This window comes from Proteus sp. LHD240705 (assembly GCF_047921555.1).
In the GTDB taxonomy this organism is placed as follows: Bacteria; Pseudomonadota; Gammaproteobacteria; order Enterobacterales; family Enterobacteriaceae; genus Proteus.
On record NZ_JBLRMI010000002.1, the window covers coordinates 55,986 to 78,634 of the forward strand.

Sequence of the window (22,649 nt, forward strand, 5' to 3'; positions counted from 1 at the left end):
GTAAAGTTTAAATTCATTTATCTGATAAGTACTTTACAGCTTGGAGTAGAGTCCAGAGTCAAGATATCGAAGGCATATTCATTGGCAAAAAGTGCGAATTAGGTCAAAAAATTAACCCCTCATTCTATTTTGTAAAAACAAGGGGTTAATGGATGCTAAATGAATAAGGCTCTGACGATAAAGAAATGCCCAATAAAATAACAGGCGCTGACAAGCCCTTTAGAAGCCGAGAATGAGAAGCGGAAGCGGTTGATAAGCCATATGGAGTAAGCAATTACTAACAACAATGAGCCAATCATAATAGATAGGTTGTAATCGTTACTTAAGTAGAAGAATTTTTCTCCAGCAATCCAAAACATAGCAAATGCAGCTAATAAAGTAAGAGATGCTGGGATAGCTAATTTATCGAGCTTGCTCCAAACAATCACTAAAATGATAATGAAAGCAAGAATGGCGAATCCAAGTAAAGGAAGATAGAAAGAGAGTTGCAGTGGTAATAAAAAGCTGACCATATAAAGAATGTAGCTTAAGAAAACCAAAGCAAAGGAGGGTAGTAAATACTTACTATCAAACATTCTTAATATGTCAGAAAGCAAAGTAGCTAATAATGCACCTACAATAAGGTAGCTATTGATACTGTGTTCAGGAACTTGCCATGCCCAAAGTAATAAAAGAAGTAGCGTGATAGGACGGAATAACCATCGTTGCCAATTAGGGCCTCGATATGCTGCATCGATATAAAGCCACCCAGAGAATAATACGGCGAGAAAAGGCCAACTCATAATATCTTCCTTATATTTAGAACTGTTTTATTATTGATAACAGAAAGTTTAATTTAAGAATAGCGGTTAATGACGAAACTGACGGACTTATTAAAATAATATAAAGCACCTTACTTTTTAATCCATATAACGATAGGAATTAATGTAATGAATAAAGCGGCTATTTTAGGAATTGCGGTACTGATCGTTATTATAGCGTCAGCAACTTATCGTTTTTTTGAACAAAGAAAGCAGCGAATAAGTGATGATAATTCACCTGTTACACTCTATATGGTCGAAGTGATTGATAAAAAAGAAGTTGCTGCAAATGAACGGCGCTCAAGAGAAAATGATGTGAATGGCCCTGAAACAACACATTATTATCAAGTGACTTTTCGTTTAACCACTGACTCGCGTAAAGATTTAGTGTTAAAGATTGATAAATCGTCTTATCAAGACATCGAGCCTAAAATGAAAGGGCGTTTATTTATGCAAGGCAGTCGTTTTGTGAAATTTGAAACTGATATGCCAAATGATGAATCAAACAAGAAATAAGAGAATTTGTTGATAAGGTTGGCAACCTCTGGGGTTGGTTGGCCACCCCAGATAATTGCGAGGATATAACGATATTACGGTTATTGTTTCGTTTTATTCTTTTGTTTTTCTTCGTATTCTTTTCGTAGTTCTTTTTGTATTTTTAATAGCTCAAAAATACCAAAAAAGAAAATACGAAATTGTAATGCCGTTGACGGTTTTTGATCTTTAGGCTGTCCTGCTTTATACATGACAATTTGTAAACCATGCATAATCACCATAAAAATCATGGCGATATCCATAAAATATTTTAAAGGCTTAGGAAACGGGGAAATAATATTTAAAAATAGAAAGCCCCAAACACCGACCATTAAAAATCGGCCAAAAAAGATTAACATAGCAGCTCCATAAAAAATTAAGCAGATAGATTGCGAATATAAAGACGATACGCAACTTGCCCTGCGATCTTCTCTCTATGCAATGTCCAAGTGGTAGGAAGCGTATAAGTCTGTGCTTTAATTTCTTCCTCGATATAAATATAGCAATCTTGCGCTAACCAGCCGTTATTTTCTAATAATTGGATAGTGTCTGACAACATGCCTTTATGAAAAGGAGGATCTAAAAAAACGATATTATAAGGTGAACCTTGTTTAGCGAGATATGACAATGCACTGTCTTGAATGACATGCCCATTTTCTGCATTTAGTAAGGTTAAGTTTGCGGTAATTTGTTGGGCAACGGCACGTTCATATTCGATAAACGTGGTTTCACGAGCATAGCGAGAAAGAGCTTCAATTCCTAAACCACCGCTTCCTGCAAAACAGTCGAGGCAACGGGCATCTTGGATAACAGGCATTAGCCAATTAAAGAGCGTTTCTTTCACTCTATCCGTTGTTGGTCGTAATCCTTGGCTATCGAGAACAGGAAGTTTACGACCACGCCATTTTCCCCCAATTATTCTGATTTGTCCCATTGGGGCTTTTTGTGGTTTTTTGGCCATATTATTTTGATTTATATCGTTTAAACGTGAGTTTTGGAGTGTCTTTGGGAATAAGGAATTCGTGTCTGTTGTTATCTCGATGACTTCCCTTGATTTAATCCGCAATAATTTACCATAAAATTCGTATAAAAGATGCGTTTATCTATGATCAAATGATAGACTTCATTATTATTTTCAATATCGTCAATGTAATCGCGCCATGATTTAGTGCGAGGAGTTTAGTAGCTAATGGCAAAAGAAAAAAAAGGTTTTTTCTCGTGGCTCGGTTTTGGGCGTAACAAAGAAGAAAATATTGAGCAAGAGAAAGAACAGCAACGCTTAGAAGAAGAGCGTTTAGAACAAGAACGTTTGGCAAAAGAGGCGCAAGAAGAAGCGGCTCGTCAAGCGCAATTAGAAGCGGAACAAGAACGTTTAGAAGTAGAGCGCCAAGAAGCGCAACGTGTTGTGCAAGATAGATTGGCACAAGAAGCTGAAAAACAACGTTTAGAACAAGAGAAAGCCCAGCGCCAAGCAGAAATAGATGCAGAGCAAGCGCGTTTAGAGGCCGAGCATGCAGAACAAGCCCGTCTGGCTCAAGAAGCACAAGCTCAACGTTTAGCGCAAGAGGAAGCGCAACGTCAAGCTGAACTAAAAGCGGAACAAGAACGTTTAGAAGCACAGCGTCAAGAAGCGGCGCGTTTAGAGCAAGAGCGTTTGGCTCAAGAAGCTGAAACTCAACGTTTAGCGCAAGAGGAAGCGCAGCGCCAAGCTGAACTAAAAGCGGAACAAGAACGTTTAGAAGCACAGCGTCAAGAAGCGGCGCGTTTAGAGCAAGAGCGTCTGGCTCAAGAAGCTGAAGCTCAACGTTTAGCGCAAGAAGAAGCGCAACGCCAAGCTGAACTAAAAGCGGAACAAGAACGTCAAGAAGCGGCGCGTTTAGAGCAAGAGCGTCTGGCTCAAGAAGCTGAAGCCCAACGTTTAGCGCAAGAGGAAGCGCAACGCCAAGCTGAACTAAAAGCGGAACAAGAACGTTTAGAAGCACAGCGTCAAGAAGCGGCGCGTTTAGAGCAAGAGCGTTTGGCTCAAGAAGCTGAAGCTCAACGTTTAGCGCAAGAAGAAAACGAACGTCTTGCTATTGCGCAAGCGGAAGCTGAAGATATTGAATCTTTACGCGAAGAAGTACTAGCAGATAAAGTTGTTGAACAAGAGAAACCTAAGAAAGAAGGCTTTTTTAGCCGACTGAAAAAAGGTTTACTGAAAACTCGCCAGAACTTAGGTTCAGGGTTCCTTAGCCTATTTCGTGGTAAGAAAATTGATGATGAGCTTTTTGAAGAGTTAGAAGAGCAACTCTTAATTGCTGATGTGGGTATGGAAACCACCACTAAAATCATCACTAGCCTGACCAAACACGCCACTCATAAAGATCTTAAAGATGCTGAAGCCCTTTACGGAAAATTACGTGAAGAGATGGGCGATATTTTAAGTAAGGTTGATAAACCATTAAATATTGAAGGTAAAAAACCTTTTGTTATTTTAATGGTTGGCGTTAATGGTGTTGGTAAAACAACCACAATCGGAAAATTAGCGCGACAATACCAAGCTGAAGGTAAATCTGTCATGTTAGCTGCCGGTGATACATTCCGAGCTGCGGCTGTTGAACAGTTACAAGTTTGGGGCGAGCGTAATAATATCCCTGTTGTGGCACAACATACTGGCGCTGATCCTGCATCTGTTATTTTTGATGCAATTCAATCAGCCCAAGCAAAAGGTGTCGATGTTCTTATTGCTGATACCGCAGGACGATTGCAGAATAAATCCCATTTAATGGAAGAGCTGAAAAAAATCGTTCGTGTTATGAAGAAATTAGACGAAGAAGCACCACACGAAGTGATGCTGACGTTAGATGCAAGTACTGGACAAAATGCAGTTAGTCAGGCAAAACTCTTTAATGAAACAGTTGGGCTAACTGGATTAACATTGACTAAACTCGATGGTACAGCAAAAGGGGGCGTTATCTTCTCCATAGCTGATCAGTTTAGTATTCCTATCCGTTATATCGGGGTAGGTGAAGGTATTGAAGATCTACGTCCGTTTAAGGCCGACGATTTTATTGAGGCTCTGTTTGCCCGCGAGGAGTAGTTTTAATGATCCGCTTCGAACACGTCAGCAAGGCTTATTTAGGTGGAAGACAAGCATTACAGGGAGTTGATTTTCATCTTCGCCCTGGTGAAATGGCTTTTTTAACGGGTCACTCTGGCGCCGGTAAAAGTACATTGCTTAAGTTAATTTGTGGAATAGAACGACCAAGTGATGGTGCTATTTGGTTTGCTGGTCATGATATCAGTAGACTAAAAAATAGTGAGATCCCTTTTCTGCGTCGTCAAATTGGGATGATCTTCCAAGATCACCACTTATTGATGGATCGAACGGTTTATGACAACGTATCTCTTCCCCTGATTATTGCTGGCGCGAGTGAAGAGGATATTCGGCGAAGAGTTTCAGCCGCTTTAGATAAAGTAGGACTATTGGATAAAGCCAAAAATTATCCTATTCAACTCTCTGGTGGTGAACAACAGCGTGTCGGTATTGCGCGCGCTGTTGTGAATAAACCGACAGTTTTACTCGCAGATGAACCAACAGGTAATCTTGATGGTGAGCTTTCAGAAGGTATCATGCGCCTTTTTGAAGAGTTCAACCGTGTTGGTGTAACGGTGTTAATGGCGACGCACGATATGTCTCTGATAGAGCGTAGAAATTATCGTATTCTTACATTAGGGCAAGGCAGAATGGTGGGAGGACAAAATGGCTAAAGCAAAAAGTTCCCGTAAATCAATGCCAACGCCAGGTGCAAAAACCAAGGCGCTAAAAGGGGGAAGACGAGAACAATGGCGTTACGCATGGCGTAATACTATGGCTGATTTTTTACGCCAGCCGCTCTCCTCTTTTTTAACGGTAATGGTTGTCGCTATATCACTCACCTTACCTAGCATCTTCTATATTGTCTGGAAGAATGTCTCAACTGCGTCAGAACAATGGTATCCAACACCACAATTAACTGTTTATCTTGATAAATCTCTTGATGATTCATTAGCTGAAGCCACGATCAAAAAAATAGAAGCCTTAGAAAAAGTCGAAGATGTTAACTATCTTTCACGACAAGATTCGCTAGTAGAATTTCGTTCTTGGGCTGGCTTTAGCAGTGCGTTAGATATGTTAGAAGAGAATCCATTACCTGCGGTTGCGATTGTGACACCTGTTATGGAGCCTAGCGATCAACAATTAATGACGAATTTGCGTGATACAGTAGCGAAAATACCCGGTGTTGACGAAGTAAGAATGGATGATAGTTGGTTTACTCGGCTTTCAACGTTAACTTCATTAGTCGGGCAAATTGCTTTGGTGATTGGCACATTGATGGTTGTTGCCCTGTTATTGGTAATTGGTAACAGTGTGCGCCTCAATATTTTCAGTCGCCGTGACACCATTAATGTGATGAAGCTAATTGGTGCAACTGATGGCTTTATTATGCGTCCTTTCCTTAATTGGGGATTGATCCTCGGCTTTATTGGTGCCGTATTTGCCCTGATCTTTTCAGCTTTACTGGTGTGGAAACTCTCTGATGTAGTGACTCAAGCTGCGATCGTGTTTGGGACTTCATTTTCCATTTCAGGACTAGGTTTTGATGAATCTATCATTCTTATTCTAGTTGCTATGACAATTGGTTGGCTTGCTGCATGGTTGACAACAATGCAACATTTGCGTCAATTCACACCAGAATAATGAATTAGAGCATTTTTATACTTATCCTCATAAATAATGAGAAGATATTTTTTTATCAGGCTGGGTTACGTTAATATCGTCACCCAGCCATTTTATCGACGCCCCGTCTCTGGCATAATAATGCACGCACTCTTTTCTACGATAAGGCAACAGTCATATTTGCTTCTGTGATAGAAAAGTACAAAGATATGTAAACATAGATGCGAGATGAACCTTTAGTCTTTATGCTGGTCAAATAGTCGTTATGATAAAAACACATCGTAAAAAACCTTAACAGACTTCCTATTTAAGCTATATTTATAAGGCTCATCTATTTTCCCTTACAGCGATAATTTTAATTATTTATTTGATTTTCATGAGGATTTGAATGACAAAAGAAATGCAATCCTTAGCATTGGTTCCGCAAGGCAGCATCGAAGCGTATATACGTGCAGCCAATTCCTATCCGATGTTAACCGCAGAGGAAGAAAAGGAACTCGCTGAACGGCTGCATTACGATGGTGACTTGGATGCAGCAAGAACGCTTATCCTTTCACATCTACGCTTCGTTATTCATGTTGCTCGTAGCTATTCAGGTTACGGCTTACCACAAGCTGATCTTATCCAAGAAGGTAATATTGGTTTGATGAAAGCGGTTCGTCGTTTTAACCCAGAAGTGGGTGTTCGACTAGTCTCTTTTGCTGTGCATTGGATCAAAGCTGAAATTCACGAATATGTGCTACGCAACTGGCGTATCGTGAAAGTCGCGACCACAAAATCACAACGTAAACTATTTTTTAATCTGCGAAAAAATAAAAAGCGTTTAGGTTGGTTTAATCAAGATGAAGTGGAGCTTGTTGCAAGAGAATTAGGTGTATCAGAAAGTGATGTCCGAGAAATGGAATCACGGATGTCAGCACAAGATATGGCATTTGATATGACCGCTGACGATAGTGATGACTCACATCCTATTGCTCCTGTACTCTTCCTAGAAGATAAGTCTTCTGACTTTGCCGACGGCATTGAAGAAGATAACTGGGATAATCATGCGACAGATAAACTGACGTCAGCAATTGAAACTCTTGATGAACGTAGCCAAGACATTATTCGTGCTCGTTGGTTAGATGATGATAACAAATCGACATTGCAAGACTTGGCGACAAAATACGGTGTTTCTGCCGAGCGTGTTCGTCAATTGGAAAAAAATGCGATGAAGAAATTGCGTTTAGCGATTGAAGATTAATCACATTTCAGACCAAGCACACGCTCCCATAAAGTAGAGTATGTTATAAAAGCGATATGAAAATATCGCTTTTTTATTGCTTGGAGAAAATAACGTGAAAATAGTTATCGCCCCTGATTCTTTTAAAGAAAGTTTAAGTGCGAAAGAAGTTGCAACAGCAATAAAACAGGGTTTTTCACGTTATTTACCCGATGCTCAGTATTGTTGTATTCCTATGGCGGATGGTGGTGAAGGCACGGTGACATCGCTGGTGGATGCAACGCAAGGCCGTTTTATCTCTACACAAGTGTGTTCGCCTTTAGGTAAACAAGTGACCGCAACGTGGGGACTTTTAGGTGATAACACCACCGCTGTGATTGAAATGGCACAAGCTTCTGGTCTTCATCTTATTCCTTCATCTCAACGTGATCCCAAATTAACGACCAGTTATGGTACGGGTGAATTAATTAATGCCGCACTTGAAATGGGCGTTAAAAAAATTATTTTAGGATTAGGTGGCAGTGCTACAAATGACGCTGGTGCAGGGATGATGCAAGCACTCGGTCTTGGTCTTAAAGATAAGTTTGGGGCATCTTTACCTTTTGGAGGGCTATCATTAGCCCAACTTCATTCTATTGATATCACCAAACTCAATCCCAAACTAAAACATATTGAAATTGAGATTGCTTGCGATGTCACTAATCCATTGTGTGGCGAAAAAGGAGCATCCGCTATTTTTGGTCCACAAAAAGGAGCAACCAAAGACGATATTGCGCAACTTGATAACGCATTACACCATTTTGGTACTTATCTTGAGAAAATGACGCAACGCACTCTTATCCATATAGCAGGAAGTGGTGCTGCGGGAGGATTGGCTCTGCCTTTGCTTGCATTTACGCAAGCAAGACTTTCGCAAGGTGTCGAATTGGTAGCTAAAGCTGTTGAATTAGAAAAATATTTTATTGATGCAGATTTGGTGATCACGGGCGAGGGGAGAATGGATAGCCAATCGGCGCAAGGTAAAACACCAACAGGCGTTGCTAAGTTGGCAAAAAAATACCACCTTCCTGTTATTGCGTTGGTCGGTGGTTATTTATCAGATTACGATGTAGTTCATCAGCAGGGTATTGATGCGGTTTTTTCTATTGTTCCTGGTGTTTCTACACTTTCTGATGCGTTAAGTAATGCGCAAAAAAATCTTAATGAGACGGCTTATAATGTGGCGAGGCTTTATTATTCGTCATATATCAAGTTGTAGAATTGTTTAGAGTAAGAATATTGTCAAATATTGAGAACATAGAGATCAGATTGTGGTGATGGATTAAATTGATGGTATGTTAAAAAAGCATGTGCAACATCATATCCATTTTCTTCGTTGGATAAGCTTATTGCTTGCCAATGGGGAATATCAGGATATGCAGATAAACATTGTGTCAGTAAATAATGCCCAACACCACGGCGACGTGTTACTTCTCTGACCATAAAATCGGTGATTATCGCTTTATTACCCGATAATTGAATACGGCAAGCCGCCAGTAATCGCTCATTAAAACGTGCCACAAAGAGAGTGTTATCTTCGGTAATTTCGGTTGTTAGTGCATGTTGATAACAAGGCTCTTGCCAAATTTTACCTAAATCGATACGGTCTTGTGTTGAAAGCTGTGTCAGTTTTTCAATGGTCAGTTTCATCAAATTTCCTGTTAGTTTGCAGTGTGCCTTTTTTCTTTTAATGATGACATTAATGTTTTGAATGTGAAACACAATGCCAAACTCGTGAAGATCACACAAGAATAAAAGACATACTCATAACTATTACCAGTGACAAAATAGGTCGCCACCATAGGACCCGCAGCCATTCCACAATAACGAATAAAGTTATAAATCCCCATTGCGGTTGCTCTCATTGTACTGAAATAACTCGCTAATAATGTGGTATGTGTTGGCATGGTTAATCCGAGAGAAAGCCCATATAACACAGTTAAACCCAACATCATAGGAAGTGATATTTGCCAAAAGAGTGCAAATAGCGTCAGCATAATCAGGTTAATACAGGAGGTTATAATTACACCAAATTCAATGCTAAATAAATGGCAAATCCTACGGTAAAGATAGCTACCTGAAATCAGTGCAATAGACATAGGGACATACAATCCACCGATTTTGGTACTGTTAAGCTGATAGAGATGAAAGGCTATTAAGGGTAAAAATACTAAGAGACAAAAATAGTTATAAAACACCATAAAACTGATGACAAATATAGATTTACCCGCAGGCGCCATAAGTACTTGTTGCATTGCAGACATGCTTTTAAAAGCTTCTTTCTGTTCTGGACGTGTTTCAGGTAAATAAAAGAGATGCGTAATAAGTAATATGACACCGACTATGGCCAAGAAAATAAAAATACCTTGATATTGATAATGTTGCGCTAAATACCCGCCTAATAAAGGACCACAAGCAGGAGCTAGTGCTAATAACATTTGATATGATCCCATTGCTTTAGCACGCTCGTTTCCTTGATAAAGATCCCCAAGAATAGTGGCTGCAACCACAGGAATAGCCGCGATACCGATGGCTTGGATCACCCGCCAAAAAATCAATACGCCAATAGAGTCAGACCAAACACAGCCCAAAGCTCCCACGATTGAAATGGCTAATCCGCCAAGCAAAATAGGTTTTCTTCCCCATTTATCAATCAATGAGCCGTAAAATAGTTGCATAACAGCCATAGAAAAAGTAAATGCAGATACCGTTAAATTAACCAATGATAACGTGGTATTAAATAGCTGTTGGATCAAGGGAAGTACAGGGGTATAGATATTTTGCGCCAAAGAGCCCAGCAGCGCGCTAAAGCAAATGAGATAAAATAGACTGCGGATTGATAGTTTCATAATATTGCCCTTTGTTATTTTGTTTCCACGGAAACAAAATAGATAATAGCGATATTTTGATTGTTGTAAATACTTTTGATACTATTTTTAATATTATTTTTTCCAAGGAAACAAAATGGTGAAAGAGAATATAACCACACAGGACTTACTAAAAGGGTTAAGTGATTTTTTGCATCTTAAAGATGAACAAGCCGATAGCAATCATAAAAAAGTATTAGAAGAGAATGGGTTAGATAATTACTCACTCACAGAACTGCATGTGATCCATTGTATTGGTGAAGAGAGTATGAGAAATCTCACAACTATCAGTGAATATATGGCAATGACACGAGGTGCTGTCTCAAAGATATGTAGTCGATTACAAAAGAAAGGCGCGATTGAAAAAATAAAATTAGCAGATAATCAGAAAGAAATATTTTTTATCTTAACAGAAGAAGGCGAGCGGCTTTTTCACGCGCATGAGGTGTTACATCAACAATCTCAAGCAAAATGGTCTGCGTTATTTGAACAATATAATCAGAGTGAAAAACAAGCGATCCAACGTTTTTTTACTGATGTGACAAACACTTTTCGCCATTCGTAAAAAGGGTAAACCTGAAAAGAAAACCCCCATATCATGGGATACAGGGGCAAGGTAATTATTTTTTATCTTCAGCAATGCGATTACGGATATTATCTGCACGCTCTTTTGATGGTGGGTGAGAATCAAACATACTTGAATCACCACCACCTAGTTTAGCTAATTTCTCAAAACCTGTGACTAAACCTGCGGTGCTTACCCCACGTTTTTTCAGCAGATCGTAAGAGAAATTATCTGCTTCTGACTCTTGGTGTTGAGAGAACTGAGCATTAACCAGTTTCTGTCCCATTTCAGCCAACTGAGAGCTACTTAATTGCGCTGCTACACCCCCTGCGGATGCTGCCGCAGTACGTGCTGCAACTGTTGCGTGTGCAACTTGAATTGCTTTACGAGTATGACCTAAAGCAACGTGACCCATTTCATGACCTAACACGCCTTCAACTTCGTTATCTGTCATCATGTCCATTAAACCGCTATAAACACGAACACAGCCATTCGCCATAGCCCACGCATTCACATCTTTGGTCATATAAACTTTGTAGTTTACTGGCGTGCCATTAACTTCATTACCTAACGCTTTAGCGATATTATTTAAACGTTTAGTGTAGGTGCTATTTGCAGGTGCAACTTTATTTTGAGCATCCATTTCTTTACAAGCATCATTCGTTAGCGCTTTGATATCGTTATCGCTTAATGTTGCAGCTTGGAATAGTTGAGTGCCTGATTTGGTCAACATATCAGTATTAAGATTTTGACAACCAGAGAGTAGTGCTGCTGATACCATCACTGTAGCAAGTAATTTGATTTTCATTTTGAATTAAGTCCTTTTCTGCTGCGCAGTTTTATATAATTGCGTATTAAATACGAGCGGAAGAATAACAGTGCTTATCTATCGGTGCAATATAAGCATTTTATGTAATAAATATTATCTCCATATATATTTCTATTTTTTCATCTAAAAAATATTATTTTTTATTCTTAAAATGATGATGGAAAAACATATTGGTTATTTTAACTTCTTTAAATTTAAGAAGATTAATATAGTGTCTAATAGGGAGAAGATAAATTTCTCTTAGTAATATCTATGTAGATCATTGATTATACTTACCCTGAGTGTATGTTATGCTGTTTTGAATTTGCTTGGAATAATATCAAAGGAACGTTGTATTTAGATGTGGGTTTTATTTGTTTAATTCTGACAAATTTTATATTTTTAATATTTATTGCTTAGTGATAAATAAATAACGATGCTTAAAGCATCGCTATTAAGATTAAACCGAAAATGAATAAATTGATATTGATGTATCAGGAAACCATTAATTCATTGATGAGCATAAAAGGGCGGTTAATACGTTTTCCTGTTTGCTCATTAAAGAAATGAAGGTTTTCAGGATGAATGGTTAGACCAATTTTATTACCAATATTCACACCATGATTGTTAGGTGCGCGAATAACAATAGACTGTTTTTGTTTATCGCAAGTTGTGGCATAAATTAAAACATCAGCGCCTAGTGCTTCAATAAATTCCACTTCAACATGAAAAAGGGGATGTTGATGGCTAATGATCAAATGTTCAGGGCGTAAACCTAATTTAATGGCTTGATAAGGAAGATGCTGAGATGAAACGGCAATATGCCCATCAGCGATTTCAATTACACCATGATTAATTGGGACATCTAAGATATTCATTGCGGGAGAGCCCATAAACGTTGCCACAAACACGGAAGCTGGACTTTCATAAATCTCTAAAGGCGTCCCCACTTGCTCTATATTTCCTTGATTTAAAACCACCAGCTTATCGGCTAATGTCATCGCTTCCACCTGATCGTGCGTCACATAAATCGAGGTTGTGGAGAGTTTTCGCTGTAATTTTTTGATCTCCAGACGCATCTGAACACGTAATTTTGCATCAAGGTTAGAGAGTGGTTCATCAAATAAAAACACTTTGGGTTTACGCACAATGGCTCTTCCCATTGCGACACGTTGACGTTGTCCACCGGAAAGCTCTTTGGGTTTTCTATCCAATAAATGACTGATTTCCAGCATGTTAGCCGCATTTGTGACAAGTTCTTCTATTTGGGCTTTGGGTGTTTTTCGATTACGTAAACCATATGCCATGTTGTTATAGACAGACATATGAGGATAAAGCGCATAGTTTTGAAATACCATTGCGATATCTCGCTCACTCGGTTCATGTTCATTAACACGTAAATTATCAATGAGTAAATCACCTTGTGTGATGGTTTCTAATCCTGCAATCATTCGCAGTAATGTTGATTTGCCACAACCACTTGGGCCAACTAACACCACCATTTCACCTTGCTCAATAGAAAGGTTCAATTTCGAAATAGCTTGGTGTCCATTAGGATAGCGTTTTTCTAAATCAGTGAGCGTTACGGTTGTCATATTATTTCTCCGTATCAATAAAGCCTTTTACAAAGGCTCTTTGCATCAGAATGACGATAAGGACTGGCGGCAACATGGCGATCAACGTGGTTGCCATAATTTTATTCCATTCAACGACACCATCAGAAACCGCAACCATCTGTTTAATTCCCATCACAATGGTGTAGTAGTGGGTATCAGTTGTGATAAGCATTGGCCAAAGATATTGATTCCACCCATAAATAAAGGTGATAACAAAAAGGGCAGCGATATTGGTGCGAGAAAGAGGAAGCAAGATAGTGAAAAAGAATTTAATCGGCCCAGCGCCATCAATTTTTGCGGCTTCAATTAATTCAGGGGTGATGGTCAGGAAAAATTGACGAAACAAAAAAGTAGCTGTGGCGCTAGCAATTAATGGAATAGTTAATCCAGCATAAGAGTTCAACATATTAAGATCAGTGACGACTTCAAATGTCGGCATAATGCGAACTTCAACGGGTAACATTAAGGTAAAAAAGATAGTCCAAAAGGCAAGCATCCGTCCCGGAAAGCGAAAGAAAACCACGGCATAGGCCGATAAAATCGATATAGCTAATTTCCCTATGGTGATCACTAACGCCATAACTAACGAATTCAATAACATGCTGTTAATTGAAATCGCACTATTTTGCGTTGTACCTGCCTGTGAAAATATCGTTTTAAAAATATTGAAGCCTTCAGTACCAAACCAAAGAGGAGAGCCTGTGGCAAACTCGGTGTTTTGATGGGTTGTTGCCACTAGTGCAATCCACACAGGGAATGCCACAGAAAGAATGCCGACAATAAGAATAAAGTGGCAGAAAGCATGAAATAAAGGTCTACGTTCAACCATCAGTAAGCCACCTTTTTCTCAACATAACGAAATTGAATAATGGTTAATATCGCGACAATAAACATCAAAATAACGGATTGTGCGGCGGAGGAGCCTAAATCTAATCCCACAAAACCATCGTTATAGACCTTATAAACCAGTGTTGAGGTGCTACTACCAGGGCCACCTTGCGTCATCGCGTGGATAATGGCGAAAGTATCAAAAAAGGCGTAAGCAAAATTAACCACAAGTAAGAAAAAGGTTGTGGGAGAAATTAAAGGAAAACTGATAGTAATAAAGCGTTTAATGGGACCACTACCATCAATAGCCGCAGCTTCTAAAAGAGATTTAGGTACAGATTGCAAGGCGGCGAGGAAAAACAGAAAGTTATAACTCACTTGTTTCCATGTCGCTGTTAAAATCACCATCCACATAGCGTGATGTGTATTAAGTACGGGATCCCAATTAATACCTATTTTCTTTAATTGTTGGCTTAATACACCAATTGTGGGATCAAGCATAAATAACCACAGAAAGCCTGCAATAACTGGCGCAATGGCATAGGGTGAAATTAAAATAGTGCGATAAAACAGTTTGCCACGTAAGACTTGCTCTGCAATACCCGCCAAAATAAGCGCTGACAGCATAGAGAGAAACACGACACTGATACTGAAAATTAATGTCGTGATTAAACTGTCAAAATAATAGCGATTACTAAAAAGTCGCTGAAAATTTTCAAAACCAACAAATTCTCGACTAAGTCCAAACGCATCTTCTAATTGAAATGATTGAAAGAAAGCTTGCCCCGCAGGCCAAATGAAAAAGATAAGCGTGATAGCTAATTGAGGAAAAATTAGCGCGAGAGGTAACCATTTTTGTTTAAAATAAATGGATTGAGAAGCCATACAATGTCCAGTAAATCGATAAAAACAGAAGGCGAGCGACTTTGCTCGCCTAATATAAGTGACTATTGTTGAGTTCGTTCAAAACGGCGTAACTGCTCATTCCCACGCGCAACCGCATTATCTAACGCAGCCTGAGCGGTCTGTTTTCCTGACCACACTTTTTCTAACTCTTCATCAACGATTTCTCGAGTTTGCAGGAAATTACCAAAACGTAATCCTTTGGAGTTGGCTGTTGGTTCAGAGGTTGTCATTTGTAATATTGCCGTATCTGCGCCCGGATTTTGCTGATAAAAGCCTTGCTGTTGTGTTAACGCATAAGCGGCTTTAGTCACCGGTAAATAACCTGTTGCTTGGTGCCAATCGGCTTGTACTTCAGGGCTTGAAAGATAGGTAAAGAATTTGGCAACACCGTTATATTCGGCATCTGGACGTCCCGACATCACCCATAAAGACGCTCCGCCAATAATGGTATTCGCAGGTTTTTGTACAAGAGAATCGTCATAAGGTAATTGGCTAACACCAATATCAATCCCTTTCATATTCTCTTTAATGCCTGCAAATCCTGCTGATGATTCCATCACCATGGCGCATTCTTGAGTATAAAACAGTGGCATTGCATCCGATTGACGTCCGCCATATTTGAAAATACCGGATTTCGACCAATCTGCCATTTGTTGAATATGATCCACGAAAGGTGCTTTATTAAAAAGGAAGGTAGTGTCAAAACCATCGAAACCGTTATTTTTTGTCGCAATAGGTAAATTATTACGCGCACCAAAATTTTCGATTTGTGTCCATGATTGCCATGTGGTGGTAAATCCACATTTCACTCCAGAATCGAGCAGTTTTTGAGAAACAGCTTCCATCTCTTTCCATGTCTTTGGTGGTTGCTCTATGCCTGCTTTTTTAAAGAGGGCTTTGTTGTAATAAAGTACAGGCGTAGAACTATTAAACGGCAGTGACATCATTTTTCCATCGCTGGTGGTGTAATAGCCCGTGACAGTTGATAAATAACTATTAGGATCAAAAGGCTCGTTAGTTTTTTCCATTAATTGATAAACAGGAAAAACGGCTTTTTTTGCCCCCATCATGCTCGCTGTGCCCACTTCAAAGACTTGCACAATAGCGGGTTGGTTTTTAGCACGAAATGAAGCCACTGCACTGGTCATCGTTTCAGCGTAAGTGCCTTTATAAACGGGTTTTATCTCATATTCAGATTGACTGGCGTTAAAATCAGAGGCGATTTGATTTACTTTTTGACCGAGCGCACCTCCCATTGCATGCCACCATTCAATTTGTGTTTTTGCGTGTGTAGGAGAAGTAAATAACGCCATTGCAACAGCAAGACCTGTTATTGATTTTATCGACATGCAGAATTTCCTTTTTAATCGAAAGTTAAAGGTGCAATCTAATCTGCGAATTACCCTAAATGTTGTTTATGACAAATGGGTGACAATTAAATGAAGATATATTGATGGTATGACTGTCAAATTGCTGTCATAAATGGTTGTCATGATGTCGGCACAAATGAAAAGGAGAGAGAAATGAAGATAGCTGCTCACCGAGGTTTTTCTGGAAAAGCGCCTGAAAATACATTGGCTGCGTTTAAAATGGCGATTGATTTCGGGTGCGAATGGATTGAAACGGATGTGCAATTAACCGCGGATCATGTTCCTGTGCTTATTCATGATAAAACAGTTAATCGTTGCACGAATGGGCAAGGTGCTGTGCGTTTTCATACCTTAGATGATTTACATCGCCTTGATGCGGGAAGTTGGTTTAGTTCACTCTATCAAGGTGAAAAAGTTCCTTCTTTAAGACAAGGATTGCAGCTTATTAAGCGTTCAGGAACAAAGCTCAATATTGAACTGAAAACATGGCCTGATGATGATGTTGAACGTTTATGTTTAGCGGTTTCTGACATGATAAAAAGTGCAGATATTCCGAATGAGCAAATTTTATTTTCTTCTTTTGATACGCATGCACTGATCGTTATGAAACGATACCTACCTTTTATTCGCAGAGGCCAATTGTGGGATGAAATTCCTGATAATGCGTTAGAAACACTAAAAGCGATCGATGGTTTTAGTGTGCATTGTAATTACAAATATCTCACACAAGAACAAGCTCAAATGTTGAAACAAGCGGGTTATGAAATTTATTGTTATACCCCGAATAATCCTGAAGAAGTGAAAGATTTTGAGCAATGGGGTGTTGATATGCTGATCACTGATATGCCTGATGTTTATCTACCCAATGTTGATCAAATAGCAAAGTGAAAAAGCACTAACAATCCTGCTTACTTGTATTGAATAAGGCGTTATTGATGTGTTTGATGACGCCTTTTATCCTTTTCTTTCCGTATTTTAATTACAGAAATTAAATAAGAGAAACGTTGAGTAATAGATGTTTTCTTTACATTCTCTGCTATTATCCTGCGCAATTAATGAATAGATATTATTCAACTTGGTAATATTTATCTCATTAAAAATAAAAATGGGGAAAATGGTTAGTGAATATGGCGACCTTATCAACCCAACCTCTAAGAGTAGAGGTGCGTTATTTCTACTTTAATTGCCAATAATATAATTGAGAGTGAAATATGAAAGAACTCGTTGTTGTTGCCATTGGAGGCAACAGTATTATTAAAGACAATGCTAGCCAGTCTATCGCTCATCAAGAACAAGCAGTACAAGAGGTTGCAGCCCATATTAGTGATATGGTGGCTGAAGGGTATAATATTGTTTTAACTCATGGTAATGGGCCACAAGTAGGGCTTGATTTACGTCGCGCTGAAGTGGCGCATGTGCAAGAAGGTTTACCGTTAACACCTTTAGCTAACTGTGTTGCAGATACACAAGGCGGTATTGGCTATTTAATACAACAAGCGTTAACGAATAAGCTTCGTGTTCAACAAAATAAACAAGCAATTACCCTTATCACACAAGTTGAAGTAGATAAAAACGATCCTAATTTTGTTTCTCCAACAAAACCTATTGGTGCATTTTTCTCTGAACAAGAGATGGTGCAATTAAAGCAAGAAAATCCTCAATGGCATTTTGTTGAAGACTCTGGTCGTGGTTATCGTCGTGTTGTTGCCTCCCCAATTCCACAACATGTTATTGAATCTAGTGCAATTAAGTCACTATCAGAATGCGGCTATGTTGTTATTGCTGTGGGTGGCGGTGGTATTCCTGTGATTAAAAATGAACAGGGAAATTACCAAAGTGTCGATGCCGTTATTGATAAAGACTTGTCATCAACATTGCTCGCAAAAGAATTACATGCAGATATTCTTATCATCACCACGGGTGTTGAAAAAGTCTGTATTCATTTTGGTCAGCCAGAACAAAAAGCATTGGGTGAAACATCGGTTGAGGAAATGACACAATATATGCATGAAGGGCATTTCCCTCAGGGCAGTATGCTTCCAAAAATCGAAGCCAGCCTCTCATTTTTAGCCGCGGGTGGAAAAAGAGTGATTATCACAACGCCAGAAAAACTAGCTTCTGCCTTAAAAGGTGAAACCGGAACGCATATTGTTGCTTAATTTTCGCAATCAAAAGTACTCCGTTATTTAATTGATAAACGCCTTATTTATAAAAGAATAAGGCGCTTATTTTATGCAGAGTTTCTTAATATATCGATGATTAAATAGTGTGATTAGCGGGATAGGCTTTCGCGTAATGGCGCGGATTTAATCGTGAAAATAATCCTATCGTGATAATCACTAAAACCGCATGAAATGCCCATGCATAAGTAAAGCTTCCGTCTGGCTGACGCAATATCACTGCCACTAACGGTCCAAAGGCAGCAATGATAAATCCTCCACCTTGCATTAATGCCGACAGCGCGCCCGCTTGTGCTGGATCAGGAATATGATCGAGCGCGACAATCATCATCATGGAAAAACACCCACCTAAGCCACAGCCTAAGAAAATACTCCACAGATAAGGCGCACTCATCGGAATAGTCATTATTGCAATAAAACCGATAAATTGACTTAGTAATGTCAGCATAAGCCAAAAACGTCGGTCGTGATTTTTAGCCGCTAAGAAAGGAATAATTAAAGCAGCAGAGGCTTGGAAAAGCGAAAGGATAGCGACAAGAGAGCCACTTTGTGCACTTGGCATTCCTAACGATTGGTAGAAAGGTGCCAACCATGTCACAACTGAAGCGTAACCTGCATTAACGCAACCAAAACCTAAAATAAGCAATCCTGTTCTGGGGCGCCAAATTAAGGTATTGAGTGATATTTTATTAGCAGATATGGCACTGTTTTTAATAGAAAAAAGAATAGCGACAAATGCCAATCCTGCTGGAAGTGCAAACCACGCTAAAGCATTTTGCCAATGACCATTAGATACCGTAATAATCGGGGATAATTGAGCACCTAATGCGCCTCCCCCCATTAGCATGGCGGAATACAGCCCCATCATAATAGGCGTTCGATGTCCAAACCATCCTTTAATAATGCCAGGAAATACCGCTTGAATATAAGCCACGCTCAAACCGCAAAAGAGGGCAGTCAGTAATAACTGATTACCATCAGAAACATAAGCTCGAGAAAATGAGCCTATAAGAAGCAACAACATTGCGACTAAAAGCCCTTTCCGAATTTGAATATAAGGCTGTAAGAAAGGAACGATTAGTGCGCCTATACCCATTAAAAACATGGGTAATAGCGTGAGTAATGAGACTTGGCTATAACTCATTCCTGTTGATGCAATAATATTATCAATAACAGGGCCGGGGCCAGTTAAGAAAGGGCGTAAATTTATCCCGACTAAAATAATCGTCAGGACAATCTGCCATGTTTTTTTTCTTGGTAAGGCAGTCATTATAATTCCCTGATAAACAATAAATATTGCCTGCTTTATGGACAGTGTTGATATAAACAGATGAGGGATTTTATATCAACATAAATATCATTAGGTATTTTAATTAATCATCACGCTATTTAAGCGATGTATTTTAATTTCCACTGTTTAATCTGACTATTGGGATTAATTAATACAAACTCATAATGTTCAAAATGAGAAAGTACCTTTTTAAATTCCAGTGCTGCTTTATCTAAAGCCCACGATTTAGGGAAATAAAAGCCATCAAAAGGGATGTTTTCAAGTTGTGCACTAAATTGATGAATAAATTCATCAAACCCAGCATAAAAGAGTGCGATTTTTCCAGACCAATTAATGTGGTAAGTATTATCTTGTTGGCGCTGGAAGTGAATTTGATGATTTTTACATGCATCATGACCTAATAAGTAAATACTGAAAGCAGGGACTTCTGCTCTTTCTTCATATTCATCTGTATTACTATCGATTTGAGGGGCAATATCAACATTAAATTGATGAGTAATAAAGTTATCAAAATCGAACGGCGTATTTCCTGTGCTGAGCAAAATACCTTGGTCGTCAGACCAATAAGTTGAGGAGAGTGTACAACAGTGATAATTATCCCAAACAATGGGAGCTTGCCAGTGAGCTAGGCTGGTATATTCTTCTTCGTCATTTGATTCATCTTCGTCGATATCATCCAGATAATCCTCCCCTTCACTTAAATAGTAATCGGCACTTCTAAGATGAAGATCAAACCAAAGTTGACCATGTTTATCTAATCGACCTGACCAGACAAATTCTGTAATTTTATGGGATTTCGGATAGGCACTATCAATAAAAGTAATGGTACGTACTGGTGTGGTCATGGTCTGTTTTCTTTTAAATATAGGTTTGTTTACTAGGGTAATAGAGTGATAACTATCAGCATGATTATGATAAAAGTGATGCTCACTCTAAAATATCATACATTACACGGTGTAATAGAACTCAAATAAGTGAGATAGTGATGTTAATGGCATTAAATCAGCAACTACCTATTCCTTCTGCAATACATGAAAATGGAAAAGAAGAGAGATGGCCATTAATTGATAACAAATATGCCTTTCCCAAAGATTATATTGCGTTTATCACCCAATATGGATCAAGTCAGGTAGCTGATTTTATAACGTTATTTAATCCCTTTAGCCAAAATGAGTACATTAATTTTTTCCAGCAAAAAGAGCAGATCCTTGAAGATTTCAGCTCATTAATCAATGATGATCCTAATTACTATCGTTTTGTTCTATATCCAAAATGTAATGGGCTTTTACCCATTGGTGTCACGGATAATGGAGATACGCTTTTTTGGGTTGTTTTATCAGAAAATAGTGAGCTTTGGACAATGGCAATTATTCCATCTAGAGGATCAGAGGTAGAATTTATTGCAGAGAGTCTGACAGGGTTTTTAGAGGGAGTTTTATCAAAACGAATACGTTGCCAATCATTCCCTGAGGGATTTCCATCAGAAAAAATGATATTTAGCCCAGAAGTTTGATGAGTTATTTTCCTATGGGGAGTTGAGTCACAAAATAGGAAGTAGCAAGTCCAATAAAGATAGAAATGCTAAAGCTAATCAGTGTACCTAACATAACATATTCTGTTAGCTTTTTATCTTGATCATTTTGTAATTCACCAAATCTAAATATTGATTTAGCTGCTAATAAAAAGCCAATTGCTGCAAATTGATTTAAAAGAATAAAAGTTAAGATTAGTGTTCTTTCTAAATAACCAATAGATTGACCCGCAGAAACGAGTGTTGAGCCTTCTACTGCAACAGGTGTCCATTTCTTTAGTAACATATAAATAAGGCTCGAAATAGGCTTTAAAATAATGATGTAGGCAAGAACAACAATAAGATATTTGTAGTTAATATTTTTAAAACTAAGATCATGGAATATTTGAGTATTTTGATCAACAAGCACTATCCATAAAAAGGTAATCACGAATAAATGAAGAACTTGATCAGTAATAAACCATCTTAAAGAGTTATCAGTATAAGATTTACCAAGATCAAAAAAATAATGTGTTATTAATATAATTACACTATAAATGAAAATAAAACTAAAACTTATCTCAGACATTAAAACTAGAATAATAAAGGTTATTCCAGCGTGCAGTAGTGAGTGTAAGTAAAGCTCTTTAGATTTGTAATGTAGAGCATTTCGCGCTTCTATCCATGCTTTAGGTTGTAAATAAAAATCAAAAGCAATATGACCAATATAGAGAGAAATAAGAAGCGTAAAATTATACATATCAATAAGCCTTATTAATTAAATAATTAAAGTATTGAATATATTCATCTATTAACTGGTAGTGGCTAGCGTTCAATAATCGAGTAATATTACTTCTCGATTTTTTTAATTCATTGGCAATAGCATAATGAGATTTATCTTCATTAACCATATATTTAAGTAAAACTTGCGCTTGTGCTCGAGTTATTTCTTTAAGTTGTATATCTAAGTATTTAGTCACTAAAGTAATATTTTTTTGAAATTCTTTATCTGATGTAGATATTGTTAATATTTCACTTTTCATCTTATCTAATCCTTCGCCCGATAAGATAAAGGCTTCCCCCATTGATGTTCTAATATCATTACGCAATGAATTAATTTGACCGATACCAATACTTTGACGAGCACTGATGTTTAATTCTGACGTTTTCAATGCTAATTGAATAACGATAGCAACTTTAATGGCATCACAAGCGTGCAAGCAAACAAGTTGGAAGGAGTCACCGCGATATCTGTCATATTTAAGTGGTAACTGTTCTGAGAGTAATTGAACCGTTTGCTCCAAGGTATAGAGCATAACATCATAGTTTTCAGGTGTGATGTTTCTAGAGTCTATGATATCACCTGTAACCACACTTACGATGTCTTTATTCATTAGCTTGCTCTTATTATTTT

General features: G+C 38.4%; 24 protein-coding genes. 10 read left to right on the top strand and 14 right to left on the bottom strand.

Going from position 1 to position 22,649, the window contains the following annotated elements:
* Window positions 1–155 precede the first annotated feature (155 nt).
* Complete coding sequence (locus ACNART_RS03630) at window positions 156–782, bottom strand: lysoplasmalogenase (protein WP_368927462.1); 627 nt, start codon at window positions 780–782, stop codon at window positions 156–158.
* A gap of 147 nt (window positions 783–929) precedes the next feature.
* Between ACNART_RS03630 and ACNART_RS03635 the strand changes: the two genes are divergently transcribed.
* A complete protein-coding gene (locus tag ACNART_RS03635) occupies window positions 930–1,316 on the top strand; it encodes a DUF2500 domain-containing protein (RefSeq protein ID WP_198619253.1) in 387 nt (128 codons plus the stop codon).
* 80 nt (window positions 1,317–1,396) lie between these two features.
* Here ACNART_RS03635 and ACNART_RS03640 read toward each other — a convergent pair whose 3' ends face one another.
* Window positions 1,397–1,693: a DUF1145 family protein gene (locus ACNART_RS03640; protein ID WP_109372044.1), complete on the bottom strand. Its 297-nt coding sequence runs from the start codon at window positions 1,691–1,693 to the stop codon at window positions 1,397–1,399.
* Between the two features lie 17 nt (window positions 1,694–1,710).
* Window positions 1,711–2,295: a 16S rRNA (guanine(966)-N(2))-methyltransferase gene (gene rsmD / locus ACNART_RS03645; protein ID WP_368927460.1), complete on the bottom strand. Its 585-nt coding sequence runs from the start codon at window positions 2,293–2,295 to the stop codon at window positions 1,711–1,713.
* A gap of 228 nt (window positions 2,296–2,523) precedes the next feature.
* Between rsmD and ftsY the strand changes: the two genes are divergently transcribed.
* From ftsY to ACNART_RS03670, 5 genes are all read left to right on the top strand, one after another.
* Complete coding sequence (ftsY, locus tag ACNART_RS03650; protein WP_368927458.1) at window positions 2,524–4,413, top strand: signal recognition particle-docking protein FtsY; 1,890 nt, start codon at window positions 2,524–2,526, stop codon at window positions 4,411–4,413.
* 5 nt (window positions 4,414–4,418) lie between these two features.
* The gene (ftsE, locus tag ACNART_RS03655) at window positions 4,419–5,084 is read left to right on the top strand and encodes a cell division ATP-binding protein FtsE (RefSeq protein WP_023583735.1); all 666 of its coding nucleotides are present in this window, start codon (window positions 4,419–4,421) and stop codon (window positions 5,082–5,084) included.
* Complete coding sequence (ftsX, locus tag ACNART_RS03660) at window positions 5,077–6,054, top strand: permease-like cell division protein FtsX (RefSeq protein WP_109372037.1); 978 nt, start codon at window positions 5,077–5,079, stop codon at window positions 6,052–6,054. Before ftsE ends, ftsX begins: the two co-directional genes overlap by 8 nt.
* 367 nt (window positions 6,055–6,421) lie before the next feature.
* On the top strand, window positions 6,422–7,276 hold the full coding sequence (gene rpoH / locus ACNART_RS03665) for an RNA polymerase sigma factor RpoH (RefSeq protein ID WP_023583733.1): 855 nt from the start codon (window positions 6,422–6,424) through the stop codon (window positions 7,274–7,276).
* A gap of 94 nt (window positions 7,277–7,370) precedes the next feature.
* A complete protein-coding gene (locus tag ACNART_RS03670; RefSeq protein WP_368927456.1) occupies window positions 7,371–8,513 on the top strand; it encodes a glycerate kinase in 1,143 nt (380 codons plus the stop codon).
* A 23-nt stretch (window positions 8,514–8,536) separates the two neighbouring features.
* On the opposite strand, the gene panM is transcribed toward ACNART_RS03670, so the two are convergent.
* Both panM and ACNART_RS03680 read right to left on the bottom strand, forming a co-directional pair.
* Window positions 8,537–8,944 carry an aspartate 1-decarboxylase autocleavage activator PanM gene (gene panM, locus ACNART_RS03675; RefSeq protein ID WP_368927454.1) on the bottom strand — a complete coding sequence of 136 codons (408 nt, stop codon included), beginning with the start codon at window positions 8,942–8,944 and terminating at the stop codon, window positions 8,537–8,539.
* An 11-nt stretch (window positions 8,945–8,955) separates the two neighbouring features.
* Entirely contained in the window at window positions 8,956–10,143 is a 1,188-nt protein-coding gene (locus ACNART_RS03680) for an MFS transporter (protein WP_368927452.1), read from the bottom strand.
* A gap of 115 nt (window positions 10,144–10,258) precedes the next feature.
* Between ACNART_RS03680 and ACNART_RS03685 the strand changes: the two genes are divergently transcribed.
* Window positions 10,259–10,726: a MarR family winged helix-turn-helix transcriptional regulator gene (locus ACNART_RS03685; RefSeq protein ID WP_368927450.1), complete on the top strand. Its 468-nt coding sequence runs from the start codon at window positions 10,259–10,261 to the stop codon at window positions 10,724–10,726.
* A 55-nt stretch (window positions 10,727–10,781) separates the two neighbouring features.
* On the opposite strand, the gene ACNART_RS03690 is transcribed toward ACNART_RS03685, so the two are convergent.
* The 5 genes from ACNART_RS03690 to ugpB form a co-directional block, all read right to left on the bottom strand.
* On the bottom strand, window positions 10,782–11,534 hold the full coding sequence (locus tag ACNART_RS03690) for a M48 family metallopeptidase (protein WP_109372027.1): 753 nt from the start codon (window positions 11,532–11,534) through the stop codon (window positions 10,782–10,784).
* A gap of 494 nt (window positions 11,535–12,028) precedes the next feature.
* Window positions 12,029–13,129 carry a sn-glycerol-3-phosphate ABC transporter ATP-binding protein UgpC gene (gene ugpC / locus ACNART_RS03695; protein WP_368927448.1) on the bottom strand — a complete coding sequence of 367 codons (1,101 nt, stop codon included), beginning with the start codon at window positions 13,127–13,129 and terminating at the stop codon, window positions 12,029–12,031.
* Window position 13,130: 1 nt separating this feature from the next.
* Window positions 13,131–13,979, bottom strand: coding sequence for a sn-glycerol-3-phosphate ABC transporter permease UgpE (ugpE, locus tag ACNART_RS03700; RefSeq protein ID WP_109372022.1), 849 nt, complete (start codon window positions 13,977–13,979; stop codon window positions 13,131–13,133).
* On the bottom strand, window positions 13,979–14,863 hold the full coding sequence (gene ugpA, locus ACNART_RS03705) for a sn-glycerol-3-phosphate ABC transporter permease UgpA (RefSeq protein ID WP_109372020.1): 885 nt from the start codon (window positions 14,861–14,863) through the stop codon (window positions 13,979–13,981). Before ugpA ends, ugpE begins: the two co-directional genes overlap by 1 nt.
* A 62-nt stretch (window positions 14,864–14,925) precedes the next feature.
* Entirely contained in the window at window positions 14,926–16,233 is a 1,308-nt protein-coding gene (gene ugpB, locus ACNART_RS03710; RefSeq protein ID WP_198625940.1) for a sn-glycerol-3-phosphate ABC transporter substrate-binding protein UgpB, read from the bottom strand.
* A gap of 174 nt (window positions 16,234–16,407) precedes the next feature.
* On the opposite strand from ugpB, the gene ACNART_RS03715 reads away from it, so the two are divergent.
* Window positions 16,408–17,142, top strand: a complete 735-nt coding sequence (locus ACNART_RS03715) for a glycerophosphoryl diester phosphodiesterase (protein ID WP_109372016.1) — start codon at window positions 16,408–16,410, stop codon at window positions 17,140–17,142.
* 323 nt (window positions 17,143–17,465) lie between these two features.
* Window positions 17,466–18,413: a carbamate kinase family protein gene (locus tag ACNART_RS03720; RefSeq protein ID WP_198625941.1), complete on the top strand. Its 948-nt coding sequence runs from the start codon at window positions 17,466–17,468 to the stop codon at window positions 18,411–18,413.
* 100 nt (window positions 18,414–18,513) lie between these two features.
* Here the strand turns inward: ACNART_RS03720 and ACNART_RS03725 are convergent, their stop codons facing one another.
* Together ACNART_RS03725 and ACNART_RS03730 are read right to left on the bottom strand one after the other, a co-directional pair.
* Window positions 18,514–19,704 carry a cyanate transporter gene (locus ACNART_RS03725; protein ID WP_349442686.1) on the bottom strand — a complete coding sequence of 397 codons (1,191 nt, stop codon included), beginning with the start codon at window positions 19,702–19,704 and terminating at the stop codon, window positions 18,514–18,516.
* Between the two features lie 119 nt (window positions 19,705–19,823).
* Window positions 19,824–20,570 (bottom strand): hypothetical protein, encoded by a 747-nt coding sequence (locus ACNART_RS03730; protein WP_368927447.1) that lies wholly within the window; start codon window positions 20,568–20,570, stop codon window positions 19,824–19,826.
* A gap of 140 nt (window positions 20,571–20,710) precedes the next feature.
* Here ACNART_RS03730 and ACNART_RS03735 point away from each other — a divergent pair, with 140 nt between their 5' ends.
* Window positions 20,711–21,238, top strand: a complete 528-nt coding sequence (locus ACNART_RS03735) for an SMI1/KNR4 family protein (protein WP_232799370.1) — start codon at window positions 20,711–20,713, stop codon at window positions 21,236–21,238.
* Window positions 21,239–21,242: 4 nt separating this feature from the next.
* Here ACNART_RS03735 and ACNART_RS03740 read toward each other — a convergent pair whose 3' ends face one another.
* Both ACNART_RS03740 and ACNART_RS03745 read right to left on the bottom strand, forming a co-directional pair.
* The gene (locus ACNART_RS03740; RefSeq protein ID WP_368927445.1) at window positions 21,243–21,995 is read right to left on the bottom strand and encodes a DUF3307 domain-containing protein; all 753 of its coding nucleotides are present in this window, start codon (window positions 21,993–21,995) and stop codon (window positions 21,243–21,245) included.
* A 1-nt stretch (window position 21,996) separates the two neighbouring features.
* Entirely contained in the window at window positions 21,997–22,629 is a 633-nt protein-coding gene (locus tag ACNART_RS03745) for a hypothetical protein (protein ID WP_198630120.1), read from the bottom strand.
* Between the last annotated feature and the right edge of the window lie 20 nt (window positions 22,630–22,649).